Here is a 22,607-nt window from a genome sequence, read left to right as displayed (position 1 = left end):
AATGATTGAAACGATAAATAAGACGGATTTTGCTTATTCTCGTATGTTCTTGAATAACGAAGAAGGTTTCAATAACTACAGCCAGTCATTAAAAGTCATCGAAAAAAAGCTGACGGACTTTTTAAAAGGGAATGATTCACCATACTCCGGGAAAAAACCGTATGAAATCGAGGCAAGATTAAACGAGCTTTCACTTGCTTCTCTAAAAGGGAAGACAATGGAAGCGGTAGCGGATGAGCTGGCGGAGTTTGTTATTAACGACAGCATCAATGTACACAGCCCCACTTGTATCGGACATTTGCATTGCCCGACATTGATACCTGCCGTGGCTGCCGAAATGATTATCGGTACGTTGAATCAATCCATGGATTCATGGGACCAAAGCTCGGCTGCCACCTTCGTTGAAGAGCGTTTAATAGATTGGCTGTGCAGCCAGGTGGGGTTACCTGAACAAGCGGATGGGATTTTCACAAGCGGTGGAACCCAATCTAATTATATGGGACTGCTATTGGCGAGGGACGCTTATTGTAAGCGTTTCTGGGGTGTGGATGTTCAGCAGCAAGGTTTGCCGGTCGAGGCGAAAAAATTGCGGATCTTATGCTCCGAGGCTGCCCACTTTACGGTCCGTAAATCAGCGGCACAGCTGGGGCTTGGTGAACAGGCTGTAGTCACGATTAAAACGGATTCAAAACACCGTTTGTCCATGGACGAATTAAATCATCAAATGTCGAATTTAGAGGAACAGGGTTTACTGCCATTTGCCATCGTTGCAACTTGTGGAACAACGGATTTCGGTTCAATCGATCCATTACATGAATTGTCCGAAGCGGCAAGGCAACATGGGATATGGCTGCATGTGGACGCCGCATATGGAGGCGCGATGATCTTAAGTAAGGATTACAAAGGGTTAATCAGCGGAATTGAACGGGCCGACTCGATTACGGTTGATTTTCACAAATTATTTTATCAACCCATCAGTTGCGGTGCTTTTCTTGTCTCTGACAGCAACTCATTTCAATATATCCAGCATCACGCCGATTACTTGAATCCACAGGAAGATGAAGCAGAGGGCATGGTTCATTTAGTCAATAAATCTGTTCAAACGACGAGAAGGTTCGACGCATTGAAACTTTGGATGTCATTGCAGGCCGTAGGACTGGATACCTTTGCCGAAATGATCGACTATACTTGTCATCTTGCACGTGAAGTGGCAGCGAAAATCGATAAGGAGGAAGGGTTCACGGTATTGAATAAAGAACCTGAATTGAATGCGGTGGTATTCCGTTATGATTCCGAGGGAGAAAATGATCAGTTAGTGAATCTATTAAATAAACAGATTCAGCAAGAATTACTGAAAAGCGGACGGGCATTTTTAGCAAAAACCCGTTTTGACGGACAGGTATATTTAAAAATGACACTATTGAATCCAATGACAAGCCTTGAACACATAGATGGAATTTTAGATGAAATCCGCGTTTTGGGTGAAATGTTCAAGATAATGGAGGAATGAAGATGAATGGTAAGCAAATAGCTGAAAGGGCAACAATGCAAAGCTTTCTGAATTGTTATTTCCGGGAAACCGGAAATTACAGTTTAGAAGAAACGAAAGACTGGCCGAATTTGGATGGGGCCATTCCGGATTCATTAGTAGTCAGTAAGCTCATGTCCCAAGATATTGCATTGCTTGTTCCGCTTAAATATTGGTCGGAAACGGGGCGTCATATTTTCAACTTCCCTATTTACTATCAAACGGCATCCATGCAAGTACATGAATTGGATTACGTGACAATGGTCTCGATCATTTCCAAAGAATTATTGAATGAGCAGGGGCGGACGGATAGTGAAGATGAATTGATGCTGCGTGTCATCCTAAGCAGCCAAAATATCCAACGGTATGTTGAAGCAAGGATGGAAGACATTGATGCACTTCAAAGTCCTGATTTCACCTACATCGAAGCGGAGCAGTCCCTTTTATTCGGGCACCTGTTCCACCCGACGCCGAAAAGCAAGCAGGGCATTTCAGAAAAAGAAGAATGGATTTATTCACCCGAATTAAAAGGGGAGTTTCAGCTGCACTACTTCCTGGCAGAACCTTCGATTGTCATCCAGGACTCCAGTGATGTCCGATCGGCAAGTGAGATCATTAAACAGGAATTAGCCGGTGACTTGGAGATTTCCAGTGAATTCAGAGGAACGTATTGCCATAAGGAAAGCAAATATGTCATCATCCCGGCACACCCGCTCCAGGCAAAAGTGCTTATCGAAAAGGAAGAGGTCAAGAGGCTGATCGAGCAAGGGACACTAGTTTATGCAGGACCGTTTGGGAAAAAATTCACGGCGACCTCTTCATTCAGAACGGTATATAGTGCCACATCGAGATACATGTACAAATTTTCCGTTCCGGTTAAAATTACGAATTCCTTACGTGCAAATTTGCAAAAAGAATTAGATCGCGGTGTGGAAATTGCTAAATTAATAGATTCTAAAGTGGGCGATGATCTTAAAGAACGGCACCCCTCCTTCCGTATCATCAAGGACCCAGCTTACCTAACGATCAAAACAACCGAGCAAGAATCGGGATTCGATGTTGATATCCGGGAAAACCCTTTTTATGAAAACAATAAACAAGCAAGCCTGATTGCCGGCTTATGTCAGGACAATGCCTATGGCGCACCATCAAGGCTTGGAGCGATCATCCGCAAATTATCGGCTCAAGAAAACCGTAATACTGAAGAAGTAAGTAAGGATTGGTTCAAAACCTATCTGTCAATGACTTTAAAACCGATGCTTTGGCTTTTTGAAGAGTATGGAATTGTTTTGGAGGCCCATCAACAAAATTCCATCATTCAACTTCAAGATGGGTATCCAGCCACTTTTTATTATCGGGATAATCAAGGGTATTACTATTGTGAGTCCAAAGTGGACAGGCTGCTGAAGATCTTGCCTGAACTAAGTGAAAAAAGCTTCACGATTTGTTCAGATGAAGTCGCTGAAGAAAGGCTGCAATACTATTTCTTTTTTAATCACTTATTAGGCCTAATCAATAATTTTGGTACGGAAGGATTAGTATCAGAGAACAAACTGTTACAGCTCGTTCAGGAACAACTGGAAACATGCAGCAGGGAAAGCGAAGATGAAGGTGTGAATCGAGTTGTTTCAAAGCTGCTTCATGCCCGGGAATTATCGTGTAAGGCTAATTTACTGACACGATTCCATGATATGGATGAACTTGTCGGCTCACTTGAGACACAATCCGTTTATACAACGATTGATAATCCGTTCGCACAGGGGGTCATGGCCGTCCATGAAAAATAGTTATGAAGAAATGCTGAAGGACCGTAATCAACAGCTTTCATTTGTCAAAGTTGAATTTGAGAGGGATTTGTCTACGCTGCATAAATGGATGCATGAAGATCATGTGATCCCCTACTGGAATTTGAATTTCACAAAAGAAAAATTCGCCGTTCATTTAAAAAAGGCATTGGCTGATACACACCAAACACTCTATTTAGGCTGTCTTGACTCCATTCCCATGAGCTATTGGGAATCATATTGGGTAAAAGGCGATATCATCGAAGATTATTATGAATCCGAAGATGGAGATCAAGGCATACATTTACTCATAGGTAATCCGGATTATCTAGGAAAGGGACTGGCTTTGCCATTTTTACGTGCAATGGTGAAATACCAACTGCTTTCTGCGAAAACGAAAAAAGTGATGGCTGAACCGGATATTCGAAATGCAAAGATGATTTACTTATTTGAAAAGTGCGGGTTTACCCCAATTAAAGAAATTGAGCTCCCTGATAAAACAGCATTACTTATGTCATGCACTCGGGAGAACTTCGAGAGGAAGTGGAAGTATGGAGAAGCAACAATCTATCTATGACCTGGTAGGGATAGGGATAGGACCCTTTAACCTTGGACTTGCGGCCCTTTTGGAGAAAACCCCGGAGCTGAATGCCGTCTTTTTTGAGAAAAAGCAGGAATTTAATTGGCATGAAGGGATGTTGTTGGAAGGGACAACCTTACAGGTGCCTTTTTTTGCCGATCTAGTTAGCATGGCAGATGTGACAAGCCCATATAGTTACCTGAACTACTTACAGCAGCATGATCGGCTTTATCATTTCTACTTTCTTGAAAAATTCTTGATTCCGCGAAAAGAATATAACGAATATTGCCGCTGGACTGCCCAGCAACTTGATAGCTGCCGTTTCGGAAAAGCGGTGGAGGCGGTTGAATATATAGGTGATCAAGGTGAACCCTGCTATCAAATCAGCGTAAGGGATGCACAAACACAAAAGATTGAAGTCTATTATAGCCGTCATATAGTAATGGGAATTGGCAGCGCCCCGACAGTTCCAGCGGCCTTTCATCCATATATGGGAGAGAGCATCCTGCATTCGGCCGATTATTTACGGAATAAAGCAAATGTCTTAAAGAAAAAATCCATAACGGTTGTCGGGTCTGGACAGAGTGCAGCAGAGGTCTTTCTCGACCTGCTTAATGAGCAGGAGGAAAATGACTACCAGCTAAACTGGTATACAAGATCCAAGGGGTTTTTCCCTATGGAATATTCAAAACTTGGGTTGGAATACTTCACTCCGGATTACCTTGATTTCTTTTATCGGCTGCCACAGGAAAAGAAGGATGAAATCCTGCCGAAACAGGATTTATTGTATAAAGGGATCAGTGCTGCGACAATTGCAGCAATTTTTGACAAGATGTATGAAAAATCGATTGGAAATGCCGAACTTTCCATTGAACTTCGGGCCATGACGGAAGTTGCGGCAGTTACCCCCGCTGAAGATGGCTGGAGATTGAAATGCCGACAGTGGGTAGAAGAAAGCGAATTTGATGTGGACACAGAGGCGATCGTTTTTGGAACGGGCTATAAATCAACCCTTCCGGCATTCCTTGAAACCATGGAGGAACATTTAGTCCGCGATGATTTGGGGCGTCTTGCAATAACGAAAGATTATCGGGTAGGAACGGCCATCCCTACACCGAATCACCTTTTCATTCAAAATGGCGAGATACATACACATGGTGTCGGTGCTCCGGATCTAGGCTTAGGGGCATTCCGAAATTCGATTATCATCAATCAATTGGCAGGTAAAGAAGTTTATCCATCCGAGCCAAAGGGTGCATTTCAGTCATTTCGTGTAAAAACGCCCGTCATGGCTTACTAAGAGAAAGGAAGGGGAGAATTATATGCAGTTCGTAAATGAAGTGGAACAGGCGGTTTCAGAAAACAATTGGGCGATAGTCAACCAAAACCTGCTGGCCAAGATGATTTCTGAGTACATGTATGAAGATATGATCCATCCAGCTGTTCTGAACGAAAATGCAGCGGGAAACCTATATGAGTTAAAGATAAATGAGGGGAAATCTTATCAATTTTTGGCATTGCCCCGTCTTTTTGACAGCTTTGAAGTACAGGCCGAGTCGATCCAGGTATGTGAAAAGGAAGGCTTTACACAGGCCAATGATGCCATTCAATTCATTTTGGACATCCAGCCATTAATTGGGATGACTGCAGAAACTACAGGACATCTAATCAAAGAATTCCATCATACGCTGCTTGCAGATCTCCAATTGCTATCCAAACCTGAACAAGATGCAGATGATTTAGTCGAATTGGATTATGCATTACTTGAAGGAGAAATGAGCGGTCACCCTTGGATCGCTTATAACAAGGGAAGAATCGGTTTCGGTTATGATGATTATTTGAAGTTCGCTCCGGAAAACCAGAAGGAAGTTCAGTTATCTTGGATTGCCGTCCATAAAACGAGGGGAGAGTTCAATTCAGTCGAAACGTTATCCTATAAGCAATTGATGGAGAATGAACTGGATGGGGAAACCCTAAAATCTTTTGCAAAGATATTGACGGAAAAAGGGCTGAACGCAGAAAACTATTATTACCTCCCAGTCCATGAATGGCAGTGGAAGAATGTAATCATCCAGAACTTTACCGATGACTTGGCCAAAGGGCTGATCGTAGCTTTGGGAAATGGCCCTGATAAGTATCTGCCGCAACAATCCATCCGGACATTCGTTAATGTATCGAATAAGGATAAACACCACGTCAAGCTGCCGATGAGCATTTTAAACACGCTGGTCTACCGTGGATTGCCTGCTGAACGCACGGTCATTGCCCCAAAAATCACAACGTATATAAAGAACATTTATGAAAATGATTCATTCTTGAAAGAACAATGCAAAGTGGTGCTTCCTGGTGAAGTGGCCAGTTTAAATGTCGATCACCCGTATTATTCCAAACTAGAGAATGTACCCTATCAATATTTAGAGATGCTGGGGGGCATTTGGAGAGAGAGCATATACAGTTATATGGGAGACGGCGAAAAGCCCATTACGCTTGCGTCCCTTTTACATGTGGACAGCAAAGGGAAACCATATGTAGAAAGCCTTATTGAAAAATCGGGATTGACTGCAGAAGCCTGGACAGCTCAATTGTTCGACGTCATCCTATCACCATTATTACATTTTATTTATCAATATGGATTGGTCTTTTCGCCGCATGGTCAAAATACCATTTTAGTATTGAAGGATTACAAGCCTCACCGTTTGGCGATTAAGGATTTTGTAGATGATGTGAACGTCAGTGATCAGCCGCTTCCTGAATTAAGCAGCCTTCCTGATGATTTAAGGAAAGTACTAAGAAGTGAGGCTCCCGAGGGGCTGGTTCAATTCATTTTCACGGGACTATTCATCTGTCATTTCCGATACTTATCAACACTCCTGATGAAGAGGTCTCTTTTGGATGAGAATGCTTTTTGGGAAGGTGTCGCCCAAACAATCCTTACACATCAGAAAAAATTCCCTATGTTAAAGGATCGTTTCGAGACATTCAATTTCTTTGCGCCAAAATTAACGAAACTCTGCCTGAATAGAAATCGGATGCTTCAATATGGATATAGCGATGGTGAAGACCGTCCTCATGCATCTGAGTTTGGGCATGTGAATAATGCCCTTTATGAAATGTTACCGGCAAAAACGGTTTAAAGTTAAACATGCTCAGGCTTTTGGGCCAGTTTCAGACAGTAGTCAAACTCCGTGAAAATCGAGTTTGACTGCTGTTTTTTTATGGCTTTTACAATTTGAGAGATGATTTCCGCTCCAGGCACTCGCTTTCCGCGGGCTGTCAGGGAGCCTCCTCGTCTGCGCCTGCGGTGTCTCCCTTGGACGCGCTTTACCCGCAGGAGTCTCTTACATTACACCCGTTCAACCAACTTTGTTATAAAAGTTGATAGAGCGGTAATGGTTAACAAATATACGCATAAAAAAGGATTATGTTATCCTTTTTGGTTCGAATTGCCTAAAAATTATCTTTGGAATAGGGCTTGCCGTTCATATAAATTGGTGATAAGCTATTGTGTAAACGGTTACACAAAATTATTGAGGGTGGTATTTTGGCAACTATTCGGGATGTGGCAAAGGAAGCTGGGGTTTCCGTGGCAACGGTTTCCAGAGTTATGAATGGCAGTGGTTATGCACATGAGGATACAAAAAAGGCGGTCATGGCAGCTGTTGAAAAATTAAATTATAAACCGAATGAAGTGGCAAGATCCCTCTACAAACGGAAATCCAAATTGATTGGTTTGATTTTGCCGGACATTACGAATCCTTTCTTCCCGGAAATGGCAAGAGGTGTCGAGGATTATTTGCAGCAATTTGGGTATCGGTTAATTTTTGGAAATAGTGATGAAAAGAGAGATAAAGAAATAGAGTATATTGACACTTTTCTGCAAAATAATGTAGTGGGCATGATTGCTTCAACGAGTGAAGAAGCCAATGAAAATTTTGATAATCTGGATATTCCAGTTGTCCTTCTTGACCGTACGGCAGAGAAATTACCAGCTGTTTATTCCGATCAAAAGACAGGCGGTAAGCTGGCAGCGCGCGTGTTGCTGGATAGAGGCAGTACGAATATCGTCCTCATTAGGGGACCAGTCGAAATCAAGCCAGTATATGAACGGTACACGGCAGCACTGGAAGAATTGAAACAAGCAAAAGTGAACGTGCAAGTCATGGATTCTTCCCTAACGCTTCAGGGCGGCCAAACTTGCGTGAAGCAGCTGTTCGAGCAATATCCGGAAACGGATGGGATCATTGCTTGTAATGATATTGTTGCAGCCGCCGCACTTCAAGAGATTTTAAAAAGGGGAATACGGATACCGGAAGACATACAATTGATCGGCTATGATGATATCTCCTTCACGGCATTATTGCACCCACCGTTATCGACAATTCGGCAGCCAGCCTATGAGATGGGGGCACAAGCCGCGGAAATGCTAATTAAAAAAATCAATCAGGAAAAAATGGAAGTAACACATAAAAAGCTCCCTGTTTCTTTTGTAGAGAGACAAACAACGAGAAGGAAGGCGGAGAAAACATGATAAGAATTGCAGTAGTGGGAAGTTCTTCGATGGATTTAGTGGTGACATCGGCTAAGCGGCCAATGGCCGGGGAAACGGTTTTAGGTGAGTCATTCATCACGGTTCCTGGAGGAAAGGGAGCCAATCAGGCTGTTGCAGCGGCCCGTCTTGGTGCAGAAGTGTCAATGGTTGGATGTGTAGGGGATGATGTTTATGGAGAGATCATCTTGGAAAACCTGAAAAAAAATCATGTAAATACGCAGTATGTGGAACCGGTTACAGGTTCTGCTTCCGGGACAGCACACATCACCCTTTCGGAAGGCGATAACAGCATTATTGTTGTGAAAGGTGCGAATGATTTCATTACCCCCGAATATGTACAAAAGGCGAAAAAGGTGATAGAAGAATCGGATATCGTGATGGTTCAGCAGGAAATACCTGAGGAAACAGTGGAATATCTTGCTGAAATGTGCAGCACTCTTCAAAAGAGACTGCTATTGAACCCAGCTCCCGCCCGCAAGCTAAGCGATGCTGTCATTCAACAGGCGTCATTCCTTACTCCGAATGAACATGAATTCGAGATACTATTCAATGGGAGAGATAGAACGAAAGTCTTGACTGAGTATCCAAATAAATTATTCATTACCGAAGGAAAAAATGGCGTCCGTTATTTCGACGGGAATGAAGAAAAGGTTGTTCCAAGCTTTGAAGTCGAAGCGGTGGATACAACAGGCGCAGGGGATACATTCAATGCTGCCTTTGCCGTGGCCGTTGCAGAAGGAAAAAGTTTTGACGAATGTTTGTTATTCGCGAACCGGGCAGCCTCCATTTCGGTGACGAAGTTAGGCGCCCAAGGTGGCATGCCGCAAAGGGTAGAGGTCGAGAGGGGCTTTGAAGCATGAAACGTCAAGGAATCATCAATAGTTCAATAGCCAAGGTCCTGGTTGACCTTGGTCATACCGATTATATTGTCATAGGTGATGCCGGGCTGCCGGTGCCACCTGGAGTCTGCAAGATAGATTTAGCATTGAAGCCTGGAACACCATCATTTCAAGATGTCGTCCGGGCGGTTCACGAAGATATGGTTGTTGAAAAAGTTATCGCTGCCACAGAAGTGAAGGTTAAAAACCCCGAACAGCATCAATACATGGAGCAGCAATTCGGGGCAGTGATTGAATATGTTTCCCATGAAGAATTTAAAAGGCTGACAAGTAACGCGAAAGCAATAATCCGGACCGGGGAGACGACGCCATATTCAAATTGCATATTGCAGTCTGGAGTATTCTTTTAAAGAAATGAGATGATGAGCATGCAAATCGAAATGCACAATATTTATAAAGCATTTGGTCAAAATAAGGTATTGGAAGGTGTTCATTTTTCTTTAGAGGCTGGGGAAGTACATGCACTAATGGGGGAAAATGGAGCGGGGAAATCAACCTTGATGAACATTTTGACCGGGCTGCATAAACAAGATCAAGGAACGATCGAGATTAACGGTAAAGAAACCTCATTCAAGGATTCAAAGGAAGCTGAAGAGGCGGGAATGGCCTTTATCCGTCAGGAATTGAATATTTGGCCGGAAATGACCGTGCTGGAGAATCTATTTATCGGCAGGGAAATGGTGAATGCCTTCGGTGTCCTGAAGACGAAACAAATGAAAGCGCGTGCAAATGAGATTTTTAAAACACTTAATATTTCCCTTCCTTTTGATAAGGAAGCAGGATTTTGTTCTGTCGGGGAACAGCAAATGATTGAAATTGCCAAGGCGCTCATGACGGATGCCGAGGTCATCATCATGGACGAGCCCACAGCCGCCTTAACTGATAGAGAAATAGAGAAGCTCTTTGAAGTGATGAAGGGACTTACTAAAAAGGGAGTATCACTTGTTTATATTTCTCACCGAATGGAAGAAATATTCGCCATTTGTGACAGGATCACCGTAATGCGTGACGGAAAAACAGTAGATACGAAAAGAATTGCAGATACAAATTTTGATGAAGTCGTACAGAAAATGGTAGGGCGGGAGTTGGAGGATCGTTTTCCTCATCGTGAAGCGAATGCTGGCGACATCGTCCTTGATGTAAAAGGTTTAACTAAAAAGGGGCTTTTTGAAGATATCCATTTCTCGGTTCGGCAAGGTGAGATTGTCGGTGTTGCCGGATTGATGGGAGCAGGCAGAACTGAAATAATGCGCGCCCTTTTTGGCGTCGACCAAATAGACAGCGGTGAAATTACCATTGAAGGCAAAAAAGTTTCCATACGGAAACCAACGGATGCAGTTCGGCACGGCCTGGCTTTCATTACGGAAAATCGTAAAGAAGAGGGGTTGATCCTGGACTTTTCTGTAAGGGAAAATATCGGCTTGCCGAATCTCAAGAGTTTTGCACCTGGCGGAATCGTAAAAACGGAAGATGAGATGAACTTTGCTGAAATGATGATCAAGCGACTTCATGTGAAGACATCTTCTGCCGAAACGGTCATCGGCAATCTATCCGGAGGGAATCAACAGAAGGTGGTAATAGCCAAGTGGATCGGCACTTCCCCTAAAGTTTTAATTATGGATGAACCGACCCGGGGCATAGATGTTGGTGCGAAACGTGAAATTTACGAATTGATGAATGAATTGACGGAGCGGGGCATCGCCATCATCATGGTTTCGTCAGAACTTCCCGAAATCATTGGAATGAGTGATAGAATCCTTGTGGTTCACGAAGGTGAAATTGCTGGGGAATTGTTAAAGCAGGAAGCGACGCAAGAAAAAATTATGGCATTGGCGACAGGAGGGAACTAGGATGAAACTTGAGGCAACAGGGAAAAGCGGGATTTGGCAGAAATTTGGTCCGTTACTCGCCCTGGTACTTTTATTTATCGTAATAACCGTTTTAAATCCATCATTCATGGAACCGAATAATATTTTAAATTTATTGCGTCAAACCTCCATCAATGCACTTATTGCATTTGGAATGACCTTTATCATATTGACAGGCGGCATCGACTTGTCCGTCGGTTCCATTTTGGCTCTATCCAGCGCACTTATGGCTGGTATGATGGTCTCGGGTTTAGATCCGATTTTAGCTATATTAGTAGGGATTCTGCTAGGTGCAATAATGGGTGTAATCAATGGGATTCTCGTTTCAAAGGGAAAAATGGCCCCTTTCATCGTGACATTGGCAACCATGACGATTTTCCGGGGGTTAACGCTTGTTTATACGGATGGAAAGCCGATTACTGGAATAGGCGATTCTGAAATGTTCCAGATGCTTGGGAGAGGTTACTTCCTGGGACTTCCAGTACCGGCAGTGGTGATGGTCATCGCTTTCTTAATCCTATGGTTCCTGCTTCATAAAACATCCTTTGGCCGTAAAACATATGCCATTGGGGGAAATGAAAGGGCTTCCCGCATTTCGGGGATTAAAGTTGACCGAGTCAAGGTGGCCATATATGGTCTGGCCGGTACGATGGCGGCAATCGCTGGTGCCATTTTAACATCCCGTCTGAATTCGGCACAGCCGACTGCAGGCCAATCCTATGAAATGGATGCCATCGCAGCCGTGGTGCTGGGCGGAACGAGCCTTTCAGGCGGTAAAGGGCGGTTGTTCGGTACGCTTGTAGGTGTCCTGATCATCGGTACCTTGAATAACGGCATGAATTTACTTGGTGTATCCTCTTTCTACCAACAAGTGGTAAAGGGTGCAGTTATATTAATCGCGGTCTTACTTGACCGTAAAAAATCATAAGAAGAGGTGTAATCAATGAAAAAAATAGTATCGATCATCATGGTCCTTTCTTTAATGGTCTTGGCTGCCTGTTCAATGGACTCAGGTTTATCAGATGATAAAAAAGAAAAGAAAGACTCCATGAAAGACGTGAAAGTCGGAGTCAGCATCTCTACTTTAAACAACCCTTTCTTCGTTTCCTTAAAAGATGGCATTGAAAAAGAAGCAAAAGAAAAGGGCATGAAAGTCACAGTTGTTGACGCCCAAGATGATACGGCAAAACAAATTAGCGGAATTGAAGATTTAATCCTTCAAAAGGTTGATGTCCTTCTTGTGAATCCTACTGACTCTGCGGCAATCTCTTCAGCCGTTCAATCAGCAAATGAAGCGGGCATTCCAGTTATCACGATTGACCGCTCTTCAGATGAAGGTGACATTGAAACATTCATCGCTTCCGACAATGTGGCTGGCGGGGAAATGGCTGCAGAATATCTAGTTAAAGAGCTTGGCGATAAAGCGAAAGTAGTGGAGCTTGAAGGGGTATCCGGAGCATCCGCAACTCGTGAACGCGGGAAAGGTTTCCACAATATTGCGGACAAGCAGTTAGATGTCCTGACAAGCCAAACGGCGGAATTCGACCGGACAAAAGGGCTTAACGTCATGGAAAATATCCTGCAAGGCAATAAAGACATCCAAGCGGTTTTCGCCCATAATGATGAAATGGCACTAGGAGCCATTGAAGCAATCAAGGCAGCAGGAAAAGACATCATCGTGGTTGGTTTTGACGGAAATGATGATGCATTGAAAGCAGTTGAAAGCGGTGAACTAAAAGCTACAATCGCCCAACAACCGGCACTTATCGGTGAAGAAGCGGTTAATGCGGCTGAAAAAATCTTAAAAGGTGACAAAGTGGATGACACAATTTCCGTTCCGTTGAAATTGGTCACAAAAGAATGATTGTCCCTCAAAAAAAAGAGTGCCGGAACTTTTCCGGCACTCTTTTTTGTCGTAAGGAATAAATGTTTTTAATCCAATTGATGTTAACTGATTGTGGATACCCAGCTTGAATTGATAGGAATGAGTGGTATAAAAAAGAAGTGAAAACGCTCTTTTACAAAAGCAAGGCGGCCCTTGTCGGAACCGCCTCCTAAATCAACTGATTGCTAGAGTATACCTTGAGTCAGCATCGCATCCGCCACTTTAAGGAATCCGGCAATATTGGCCCCGACAACCAAGTTGCCAGGTGCACCATATGCCTCTGCAGCCTCTACACTGTTTTTATAGATGTTTTTCATGATCTCATGCAGTTTGGCATCGACCTCTTCAAAAGTCCAAGGCATTCTGGCACTGTTTTGGGCCATTTCAAGTGCAGACACGGCAACGCCGCCTGCATTGGCCGCTTTTGCCGGTCCAAAAAGGATGCCGTTATTAAGGAACACATCTATGGCCTCGAGGGTTGAAGGCATATTAGCACCCTCACCGATTGCTTTCACATTGTTTTTGACCAATAATTTCGCTGCTTCCTCATCGATTTCATTTTGTGTCGCACAAGGCAGTGCGATGTCACATGGTACAGACCAAATGCCATAGCTTCCTTCCTGGTATACAGCTTCCGGGTGCGCATCGACATACTCGCTCAAACGTTTTCGTTCCACTTCTTTTAGACGTCGAACTGTGTCAAGGTTCAGACCATTTTCATCGTATATATAGCCATTGGAGTCGCTGCATGCCACGACTTTTGCTCCTAGCTGTGTAGCTTTTTCAATGGCATAAATGGATACATTACCAGATCCGGAGATTACGACAGTGCTGCCATGGAATTGTAATCCTTTGTCTTTTAGCATTTCTTCGACAAAGTAAACGGTTCCATATCCAGTCGCTTCTGTACGGGCCAAGCTTCCGCCGTAACTTATGCCTTTACCGGTTAAGACACCGGCATGGTAGCTGCCTTGCATCTTTTTATACTGACCGAACAGGTAACCGATCTCCCTTGCACCGACTCCGATATCACCGGCCGGAACATCTGTATCAGGTCCGATATAGCGAGCCAGTTCCGCCATGAAACTTTGGCAAAAACGCATGATTTCCGCGTCCGATTTTCCTTTTGGATCGAAGTCCGATCCGCCTTTTCCCCCACCGATCGGCTGGCCAGTAAGAGAGTTTTTAAAGATTTGCTCGAAACCAAGAAACTTAATGATGCTGGAATTGACAGTGGGATGGAATCGAAGACCGCCTTTGAATGGCCCGATTGCACTGTTGAATTGTACACGAAAACCACGGTTGACTTGAACATTTCCCAGGTCATCAACCCATGAAACACGGAAGGTGATCATTCTTTCGGGTTCAACCAGCCTCTCCAATATCCCGGTTTTCATATATTCAGGATGTTTTGCAAAAACGGGGACCAATGAAAGGAATATCTCCTTTACGGCTTGATGGAACTCACTTTCGTGGGGATTACGCTCCTTCACCTGTGCATATACTTGACTTACGAACTCTCTGGCAACTTGTAACTCCTCATGCTCGACTTCTTGTGAAGTGGTCATTGCTCTCTCTCCCTTAAGGTAATGTAATAAAGTCTTAAAATACAATTGAATAAGATATCAGTCTTATATGATACTTTCATGATATAATTTAAAAATAAAACAAACAATCTGAATATTAGATAAGTAACATGCTGTTTTGATATGGAAGAGGGAGCTTAAAGTGGAATTAAGGCAAATCGAATATTTCATTGAAGTGGCAAAGCGTGAACATATGACGGAAGCGGCAGTGAATTTGCATGTTGCCCAGTCGGCTGTCAGTCGTCAAATCTATAATTTAGAAGAAGAATTGGGCGTACCACTATTTATCCGGGATGGACGAAAGATTAGATTGACGCCTATCGGGCATACCTTTCTAGCTAATATGGAGCAAGCTATGGATATAATCGATCGTGCCAAGCGTGAGATGGCTGAAAGCCTGAATCCAGAAAAAGGGACCATCCGCATAGGCTTTCCCAGCAGTTTGGCGTCTTATGTATTGCCGAGGGTCATTTCCGACTTCAGGGAAAGTTATCCGCAGGCAAAATTCACACTGAAACAAGGTTCATACCGATACCTGATAGATTCGGTAATAAAAGGGAACATTAACATGGCCTTGATCGGTCCTCTGCCGGTGAATGAAAAGAAAATCAAAGGAGAAACGCTATTTATTGAGAACTTAGTTGCCCTTTTACCAGAAAGCCATCCTTTGGCCTTGAAGAAATCACTATGCTTGGATGAGCTTAAAGGAAATCCGTTCATCCTATCTCCAAAGGGTTATGTTTTAAGGGATATCGTTATGAAAGCTTGCAAACTGCATGGCTTTGAACCGGAAGTGGCATTTGAAGGAAAAGATACTGATGCTATAAAAGGCCTGGTGGGTGCAGGGTTGGGCATAACCTTGATACCTGAGATATCCTTGATTGATAGCTTGCCTCGTTTTACCGTTAAATTGCCGCTGGAGGATCCACCTGTAACCAGGACTGTAGGGGTCATCGTTCCGACAGATAGGGAACTGATGCCAACAGAGAAGTTGTTTTACCAATATTTGAAGGATACCTTTGAAAAATTGGAAGGGTTTCAAAAATAGAATGGGTATCTATTAGAAAGGTCATAAATCCGGTTAGTGAGAGAATCCTTAATCGGGTTCTTTTTTTTGTCGCAAATGTACCGAAATATCTCCATCTAGCACATCCTTAAAAGGGGTAATCTATTTTGAAATAATACAATATTAGTTTTTTCTTGTATAAGGATGTGTTAAACCACTGTTTTTGAAAACGGTTTTATTTTATTAGAATAAAAATACTCCTTACATTATCAGAAAATTCATGTTATTATACGAGCAGACATTATAGGCAGCGGTGCGATATACTTAATAGGCTTTTTTAAATGAAGACCATTTTTTTTTCGTTTTTATCAAATTGAATATTCTGATAATTTATAAGGAGTGGAAATATAGTGAGCAGGAAAGAATACATCAGCGATCGAATGTACAAGGCATCGACAGGGATAGCCAACGCTGTTTTGGTTACATTAGGGATCGGGTTATTGTTTGAATCCATTGGGGGATATTTAGGTTGGGAGGTCTTCCTGGCAATAGGCGGGGCCGCTAAGGTCTTGCTGGCACCGGCTTTGGGAGCAGGCATCGCATATCAGCTAGGTGGAAATTCATTAATCATCTTTAGCGCCATGGCTTCAAGTGCTGTTGGGGGTGCTGCCATCCACAGAACTGCCGAGGGTGCCTTCACGATTGTTACGGGTCAGCCGCTAAGTGCTGTCTTGGCAGCAGTAATTGCAACATATATAGGTAAGCGCTTGATCGGCAAAACGAAGTTGGACATCATGGCCATCCCTATGGGAGCCGTTCTTATCGGTGGAGTTTCGGGATATGGGCTGGCTCTTGTCACCACTCCGCTCCTGACATGGATAAGCAGTCAAACTACCGCTGCGGTCGCAGGTTCTCCCTTAATCGGTTCAATGGTCATAGCCTTGGTTTGGAGCATTTTATTGATGACACCTGCGTCTTCCGCCGCACTGGCGATAGCTCTGCAATTAGATCCGGTTTCAAGTGCTGCAGCTCTAATCGGATGTACCGTTCAGTTTGTCGGGTTCACTGTCATGTCTTATAAAGATAATGATATGGGCGGGTTCCTGGCACAGATGGTCGTTACGCCAAAGGTTCAATTTCCTAACTTAATCAAAAAACCATTATATGTCTTTCCGCCATTTGTGGCGGCAATCATCTGTGCGCCTATCGCTACCTTGGCCTTCGATTTTCAAGTGCCGTATGAGCTTGGAGGCATGGGGCTAAGCTCAATGATTGCCCCGATTGCCATCATAACCGGTCAGGGGTTGTACACGTTCCTAGTTTATGTGGCAGTGGGTATGGTATTGCCAGCTTTAATCACACTTGCATTGCATCGGGTATTGAAGATGATGGGTAAAGTTAAGCCAGGAGATCTTCATTTGGAAGTTTCATAATCAAATTTTTCTTGGAAACCAGCCTGGTTAAGGAACCGGGCTGGTTTTTATTTATAAAGGGATTAGGGTAAAATGGGGAGGAAAGCATTTGCATAGATAGGATGATATATATGGGAAAAGAAATAGATATAAAAGTGAAAGCTAAGTTCGTGAGTAAAATCGGCAAGGGCTTTCCCTTGATTGTTAAAGAGTCGATAGCCAACCTTAATGACCTTAAGGAAGAGGGAGCCATGGTGCGTTTGGTGGATGAAAACAACCGCTTTTTGGCAAAGGGGTATTATGGTAAACAAAATAAGGGCTATGGCTGGGTATTGACCCAAAATGAAGATGAAAAGATCGATCAAGCCTTCTTTAACGGTAAAATCCAGGCAGCATGTGAATTCCGGAAGTCATTTTTTGAAGATGGGGAGACTACAGCTTTCCGCTTGTTTAATGGGGAAGGTGATGGAATTGGCGGTTTAATCATTGATCATTATGATGGCCACTATGTCATTAGCTGGTATAGCAAAGGAATATACTCCTTTAAAGACTACATCATTAAGGCTTTGCAGGAAACGGTCGAAGTTAAATCGATTTATCAGAAGAAACGCTTTGATACAAAGGGGCAGTACGTGGATGAAGATGATTTTGTCATGGGTGAACAGCCTGCATTTCCGCTTCTTGTAAAGGAGAATGGAGTCCATTTCGCTGTTTATCTGAATGATGGGGCAATGGTCGGTGTCTTCCTTGATCAACGCGATGTCAGAAGGAAAATCCGGGATGTATACGCAAAAGGGAAAACGGTGTTGAATATGTTCTCCTATACTGGGGCATTCTCCGTGTTTGCCGCTTTAGGCGGTGCTGTTAAAACAACCAGTGTCGACCTGGCGAATCGCAGTTTACCAAAGACGGTCGAGCAGTTCAGTGTGAATGGAATAGATCCCGAAGATCACAATATCGTGGTGATGGATGTTTTTAATTATTTTAAATATGCAGTGAAGAAGGCCTTGAAGTTTGAAATGGTCATCCTTGATCCGCCTAGCTTTGCCAAATCGAAGAAGTTCACTTTCAGTGCTGGGAAAGACTATACGAATCTATTGAAGGATACCATTTCCATTACGGAAGATAATGGGATCATTATCGCCTCAACTAATTGCAGTACGTTTGACATGAAAAAATTCAAGACCTTCATTGATGTTGCTTTCAAGGAAATGAATGGAAAGTATGAAATCATGGAACAATTCTCATTACCGGCTGATTTTAAAACAATCAGGGAATATAAGGAAGGCAATTATCTAAAAGTAGTCTTCATTAAGAAAATTAAAGGTTGAAAAAGGGCATCCACAGTTCCATTAGAGCTGAGGATGCCTTTTTTAATGAAAAATTGTTTCATGTGAAACGAACGGATATTCGACATTCAAAGGTTTGTCCGTTCACTTTGAAAAACTTTCGATAAATGGAAAGAAGGTTTCATGCGAATGCTGTTAGCGATGCAAAACTGGGCTGCATAGTAGGTAAGCATGATCAGTGGACCAGAATAGGCAACATCATCGATGAATTTGTTCCAAGATAAAATGGAGTCGGAAATCACAAACAGGACCCCGCCAATGATTGCGGCCGCATTTCCGGTCATGAATGCCGCCCAGCCCATGAGGGAGATGACCGTTACATAACAGATTACAGGGATGATGAGGTCATGCTCACCTTTTTCAATTAAAGAACGTACAATTTCACGGCCAATCCAAGTGGAGAAGATGCTAATCGGAAGAATCGTCGCAAATCGAAGCCATGAAAAGGTCCACAGTCTAAAGAATGCCGAAATATAGAAAAGGTGGCCGATCAAGAAGGCACAAAGCCCGATGACGAACCAGATTAACAAACCATCTCCAAGCATGCAAAAGAATAAACCAAGAAGTATGAAGGATTGGTAACGATCCCGTCTTCCCGCATTTTTGCCGGCGTAGAGCAAAATTAATAACATGGGGATGACCTTGAACATGATTTTAATGATTAAAGGCTCTTCCGGTATAAAAAAAATATATAATAGTCCCGTGATAAGGATGGCGGCAGGTAAGCTTTTCATTAACATTCAAATCCCTCCTTCCATCTTTTATTCTATGTAAGGGATAGGAACACCTTGTCAATTAAAGGACTGTTTGAAGGAAAGTCTTGAAAATGAAAAACTGGCTCCCGTTTTTACCAGGAGCCAGTTCAGATATAAGAATCATACAGCTTCTTTAACAAATGCTTGTTTTAACCAGTTTTTTCCCTCAACAAGCCTTGTGACAAGCATGGCACAAACCGTGTTTCCTGTTGAGTTAAGCAGTGTTGCGGGAGCATCGATGATCGTGGATATAACGGCAATGATCGGCAGGACTTCAACAGGGAAGCCGAATACACTAAGAATCAGCATTTCTCCAATCATCCCGCCCCCAGGAATGGCACCCATAACGGCGCCAACCAAAAAGGCAACAGCAAGTATACTTAAAATGCTTGATATGCTTGTCATATCCTTTCCAAATAAGCTGAATAGGAAAACGATTTTCAATACCCCGCCGAATACCGAACCATCTTTATGAGTGTTGGCTCCGAGTGGGATGACAGTCTCCGCTATATCCTTAGGCACGCCCATTTTCTTGACTGATTCCAGATTGACTGGAATGGATGCGGCACTGGAACAAGTTGCAATGGCTGTTATGGATGGTGTCAGGGCATTTTTCCAAAATAGTTTAACTCCATCTTTCCCGCCTGCGATAAAGGCATACAAAGTGAAGAAGCCGAAATAATAAATCAAGGCCAAGACTAGATAAAGAATGAATGTGCGAGCATAGCCTTCTAAAATCTGCGGCCCAAGCTGCCCGATTATCGCCGCAAAATAAGCACCAAGCCCAATTGGAGCATAGTACATGACGATTTTGACGACCTTCATCATGACAGCTGTACCCGCTGTCAAAAACTCGGTAATCGGTCTTGCCTTCTCACCGACCAGTGCAGTGGAAAGTCCGATTAATACTGAGAAAACGATAAGCTGAAGCATATTGCTTCTGGAGAACAGTTCTGGAAAATCGGATACAGTTACTGTGCTGACCAGTTGACTGAGGAAAGAAACTTCTTCGATGGCCTCTTCAGAGGAACTGTTTTCCATCAGTTCTTTAATGGCTGTCGTATCTGTGCCTTCCAAGGGATTGACGATGGTTGTCCCAATAAATCCAATGACGGCGGCCAAAGCGGCTGTTGTCAGGAAAACGAGAACGATGCTGCCCATGATTTTTCCAAGACGTTTCATTCCGCTCATATTGGCAATCGCTGAAGCAATGCTGAAAAATACCAATGGCACGATGATCGTGAACATCAGATTTAAGAATAAGTCCCCTAGCGGCTGTATGACCGAGGTTTTTTCCCCGAAAACCACGCCGGCTATCCCGCCGATAATAATGGCAGTGAGCAGTATTAAAGAGGATCGATAGTTTTTGATAAAGCTCTTCATTAAATTTCCGTCCTTTCAGGATGAAGATATCAATAAAAATATACTTCATTATCAACTCTAAAATCAGGTTTGACAATATTTTTTTATAGGAAGGAATGTTAAAACGAGAAATGCAATAAGTAATAATAGGGAGTGGGTTATGAAAAAATAGTGAAGGCGGGATGGAATGTCACTTATTGAGGTGGAAGAGGGAGTTCGGTTGTTTTATGAAGAAAAAGGCCAGGGAAGACCGGTTATTTTTATCCATGGTGTGTGGATGAGCAGTAGGTTCTTTAAGAGGCAGCTTCCGTACTTTTCAGAGAAATATAGAACCATCCTACTTGATTTAAGAAGCCATGGCCAGTCCAATCATGTACATTACGGAAATACGGTCTCCGTTTATGCAAAAGATCTTCATGCATTCATAGGTAAACTGGCATTAAAGGATGTCATACTTGTAGGCTGGTCCATGGGGGCATTTGTCGTCTGGGACTATCTTAAGCAATTCGGTGAGGGAAATGTTCATTCAACCGTGATTGTGGATGAATTGGCTTCTGATTTCAAGTGGCCCGATTTTAATATCGGTGCATTTGATATGGACACGTTGATTGCCTTCATGACTGAAATTCAAACGAATCGTTCCCCGTTTTTACAAAGCTTCCTTGCTTCCATGTTCAACAATGAATTATCTGCAGAGGATGCAAGCTGGATGCTTGGGGAAGTGACCAAAATGCCGGAATCCATCGCCAGCAGCATTCTATTTGACCAATCGATTGTGGACTATCGTGAATTCTTGCCAAAAATCAATATTCCGACACTTCTCTGTTTCGGAAGGCATGAAAAAGTCATTCCTGTAGCAGCAGGGGAACATTTGCATGAAAATATTCCTAATTCCAAACTGGTAATCTTTGAAGATAGTTGCCATTGTCCATTTATGGAAGAAAGCGATCTGTTTAATGAAACCGTGGATTGCTTCATTCAAAAGGGCGTATAGTCGGGCAGGACGGGAAAAAGGGGATGCAGGGTTCGTGCCCGCATTCCTTTTATTTATGGTATGGTTATAAATCAAATTTTTCTGTCAATTAAACGGTTTCGGCAAGAAATAAAGGGAATACTGGTACTAAAGAAGTCTGTCATGCCGGTTAATGGAATTGATAAATTAAATAGGTAATATTTTTATATCCTTTTCACGGGAATTGGGCTATTATGAGGTGGATTTAACTTGGTATGATCGTTATCTGTTATTGAGGGAAACTCATGCAGGAAGTGATGGAGAGGATAAAATGGATGATCGTTTACCATACAATGAAATTATAGATGTCTGTTTACTTGCGGGAAAAATCATGCTTCAAAACGGGGCGGAAACTTCGCGGGTGGAAGATACGATGGTAAGAATCGCTGCGGCGTTTGGATGCGGTGACTCACATAGTTTTTCGACCCCTACAGGGATTATTTTTTCGCTGGATGGCATGCATCCAGCTTCAAAATTAATTCGAGTTTCCCAGCGATCTACAGATTTACATAAGGTGACGCTGGTCAACAGTATATCCCGAAGCATTTCAAGCAAGGAAATGACACTGGAGGAAGCTTATTTACAGTTAAAACAAATCGAAAAAGCCGGGATGGGGTATCCCATGTGGGCACAGGTCTTTGCTGCTTTTATATCGAGCGGCTGCTTTTTAATCATGTTCCAAGGCCAGTGGAATGATTTCATCTGGTGCTGTATAGCTGGAGGGATGGGTTTCTCATGCCTGTTTTATTTACATCGGTTACTGGAAGTTCGTTTTTTTGCTGAATTCATCGCCTCTTTAGTCGTAGGTTTAGCAGCTATGTTCTTTGTCCAGATTGGAGTCGGAAGTCATTTGGACAAGATAATCATTGGAGCGGTGATGCCGCTTGTGCCGGGGCTGTTAATTACGAATGCAGCAAGGGATTTAATTGCGGGACATTTGGTTTCGGGCCTATCCAAGGGTGCTGATGCAGGTTTGACTGCTTTAGCCATTGGGGCAGGAATATCGGCTGCATTTGTTTTCTTATGATTTTA

General features: G+C 43.1%; 19 protein-coding genes. 16 read left to right on the top strand and 3 right to left on the bottom strand.

Annotated features, from left to right (window positions below; translation table 11 throughout):
- Position 1: 1 nt before the first annotated feature.
- From ACQKNS_RS18250 to rbsB, 11 genes are all read left to right on the top strand, one after another.
- Entirely contained in the window at positions 2-1,510 is a 1,509-nt protein-coding gene (locus ACQKNS_RS18250) for a pyridoxal phosphate-dependent decarboxylase family protein (RefSeq protein WP_427644708.1), read from the top strand.
- A 2-nt stretch (positions 1,511-1,512) separates the two neighbouring features.
- Positions 1,513-3,315: an IucA/IucC family protein gene (locus ACQKNS_RS18245; protein ID WP_427644707.1), complete on the top strand. Its 1,803-nt coding sequence runs from the start codon at positions 1,513-1,515 to the stop codon at positions 3,313-3,315.
- On the top strand, positions 3,305-3,889 hold the full coding sequence (locus tag ACQKNS_RS18240; protein ID WP_427644706.1) for a GNAT family N-acetyltransferase: 585 nt from the start codon (positions 3,305-3,307) through the stop codon (positions 3,887-3,889). Before ACQKNS_RS18245 ends, ACQKNS_RS18240 begins: the two co-directional genes overlap by 11 nt.
- Complete coding sequence (locus ACQKNS_RS18235) at positions 3,864-5,192, top strand: lysine N(6)-hydroxylase/L-ornithine N(5)-oxygenase family protein (RefSeq protein ID WP_427644705.1); 1,329 nt, start codon at positions 3,864-3,866, stop codon at positions 5,190-5,192. The genes ACQKNS_RS18240 and ACQKNS_RS18235 overlap by 26 nt, the downstream gene beginning before the upstream one ends.
- Positions 5,193-5,214: 22 nt before the next feature.
- Positions 5,215-7,026, top strand: a complete 1,812-nt coding sequence (locus tag ACQKNS_RS18230; protein WP_427644704.1) for an IucA/IucC family protein — start codon at positions 5,215-5,217, stop codon at positions 7,024-7,026.
- A 407-nt stretch (positions 7,027-7,433) separates the two neighbouring features.
- Positions 7,434-8,420 (top strand): LacI family DNA-binding transcriptional regulator, encoded by a 987-nt coding sequence (locus tag ACQKNS_RS18225; protein ID WP_427644703.1) that lies wholly within the window; start codon positions 7,434-7,436, stop codon positions 8,418-8,420.
- Positions 8,417-9,301, top strand: a complete 885-nt coding sequence (rbsK, locus tag ACQKNS_RS18220; protein ID WP_427644702.1) for a ribokinase — start codon at positions 8,417-8,419, stop codon at positions 9,299-9,301. Before ACQKNS_RS18225 ends, rbsK begins: the two co-directional genes overlap by 4 nt.
- Entirely contained in the window at positions 9,298-9,690 is a 393-nt protein-coding gene (gene rbsD / locus ACQKNS_RS18215; RefSeq protein WP_427644701.1) for a D-ribose pyranase, read from the top strand. Before rbsK ends, rbsD begins: the two co-directional genes overlap by 4 nt.
- Before the next feature lie 18 nt (positions 9,691-9,708).
- The gene (locus ACQKNS_RS18210) at positions 9,709-11,190 is read left to right on the top strand and encodes a sugar ABC transporter ATP-binding protein (protein ID WP_427644700.1); all 1,482 of its coding nucleotides are present in this window, start codon (positions 9,709-9,711) and stop codon (positions 11,188-11,190) included.
- A 1-nt stretch (position 11,191) separates the two neighbouring features.
- Positions 11,192-12,136, top strand: coding sequence for an ABC transporter permease (locus ACQKNS_RS18205; RefSeq protein WP_076368471.1), 945 nt, complete (start codon positions 11,192-11,194; stop codon positions 12,134-12,136).
- Between the two features lie 15 nt (positions 12,137-12,151).
- Positions 12,152-13,072 carry a ribose ABC transporter substrate-binding protein RbsB gene (gene rbsB / locus ACQKNS_RS18200; protein ID WP_427644699.1) on the top strand — a complete coding sequence of 307 codons (921 nt, stop codon included), beginning with the start codon at positions 12,152-12,154 and terminating at the stop codon, positions 13,070-13,072.
- A gap of 206 nt (positions 13,073-13,278) precedes the next feature.
- On the opposite strand, the gene gdhA is transcribed toward rbsB, so the two are convergent.
- Positions 13,279-14,661, bottom strand: coding sequence for an NADP-specific glutamate dehydrogenase (gene gdhA / locus ACQKNS_RS18195; protein WP_427644698.1), 1,383 nt, complete (start codon positions 14,659-14,661; stop codon positions 13,279-13,281).
- 160 nt (positions 14,662-14,821) lie between these two features.
- Between gdhA and ACQKNS_RS18190 the strand changes: the two genes are divergently transcribed.
- From ACQKNS_RS18190 to ACQKNS_RS18180, 3 genes are all read left to right on the top strand, one after another.
- Positions 14,822-15,727: a LysR family transcriptional regulator gene (locus tag ACQKNS_RS18190; RefSeq protein ID WP_427644697.1), complete on the top strand. Its 906-nt coding sequence runs from the start codon at positions 14,822-14,824 to the stop codon at positions 15,725-15,727.
- A gap of 398 nt (positions 15,728-16,125) precedes the next feature.
- Entirely contained in the window at positions 16,126-17,118 is a 993-nt protein-coding gene (locus tag ACQKNS_RS18185; protein WP_427644753.1) for a PTS transporter subunit IIC, read from the top strand.
- Between the two features lie 110 nt (positions 17,119-17,228).
- The gene (locus ACQKNS_RS18180; protein WP_427644696.1) at positions 17,229-18,428 is read left to right on the top strand and encodes a class I SAM-dependent rRNA methyltransferase; all 1,200 of its coding nucleotides are present in this window, start codon (positions 17,229-17,231) and stop codon (positions 18,426-18,428) included.
- A gap of 86 nt (positions 18,429-18,514) precedes the next feature.
- Here the strand turns inward: ACQKNS_RS18180 and ACQKNS_RS18175 are convergent, their stop codons facing one another.
- Both ACQKNS_RS18175 and ACQKNS_RS18170 read right to left on the bottom strand, forming a co-directional pair.
- A complete protein-coding gene (locus ACQKNS_RS18175; protein WP_427644695.1) occupies positions 18,515-19,186 on the bottom strand; it encodes a lysoplasmalogenase in 672 nt (223 codons plus the stop codon).
- A gap of 135 nt (positions 19,187-19,321) precedes the next feature.
- A complete protein-coding gene (locus tag ACQKNS_RS18170; protein WP_427644694.1) occupies positions 19,322-20,584 on the bottom strand; it encodes a dicarboxylate/amino acid:cation symporter in 1,263 nt (420 codons plus the stop codon).
- A gap of 166 nt (positions 20,585-20,750) precedes the next feature.
- Between ACQKNS_RS18170 and ACQKNS_RS18165 the strand changes: the two genes are divergently transcribed.
- Positions 20,751-21,557: an alpha/beta fold hydrolase gene (locus ACQKNS_RS18165; protein WP_427644693.1), complete on the top strand. Its 807-nt coding sequence runs from the start codon at positions 20,751-20,753 to the stop codon at positions 21,555-21,557.
- A gap of 289 nt (positions 21,558-21,846) precedes the next feature.
- Positions 21,847-22,602 (top strand): threonine/serine exporter family protein, encoded by a 756-nt coding sequence (locus ACQKNS_RS18160; RefSeq protein ID WP_427644692.1) that lies wholly within the window; start codon positions 21,847-21,849, stop codon positions 22,600-22,602.
- Positions 22,603-22,607 lie beyond the last annotated feature (5 nt).

It is taken from the genome of Peribacillus sp. NPDC094092, assembly GCF_050279365.1.
Lineage (GTDB): Bacteria > Bacillota > Bacilli > Bacillales > DSM-1321 > Peribacillus.
This window is presented reverse-complemented; position numbering and strand designations above follow the sequence as displayed.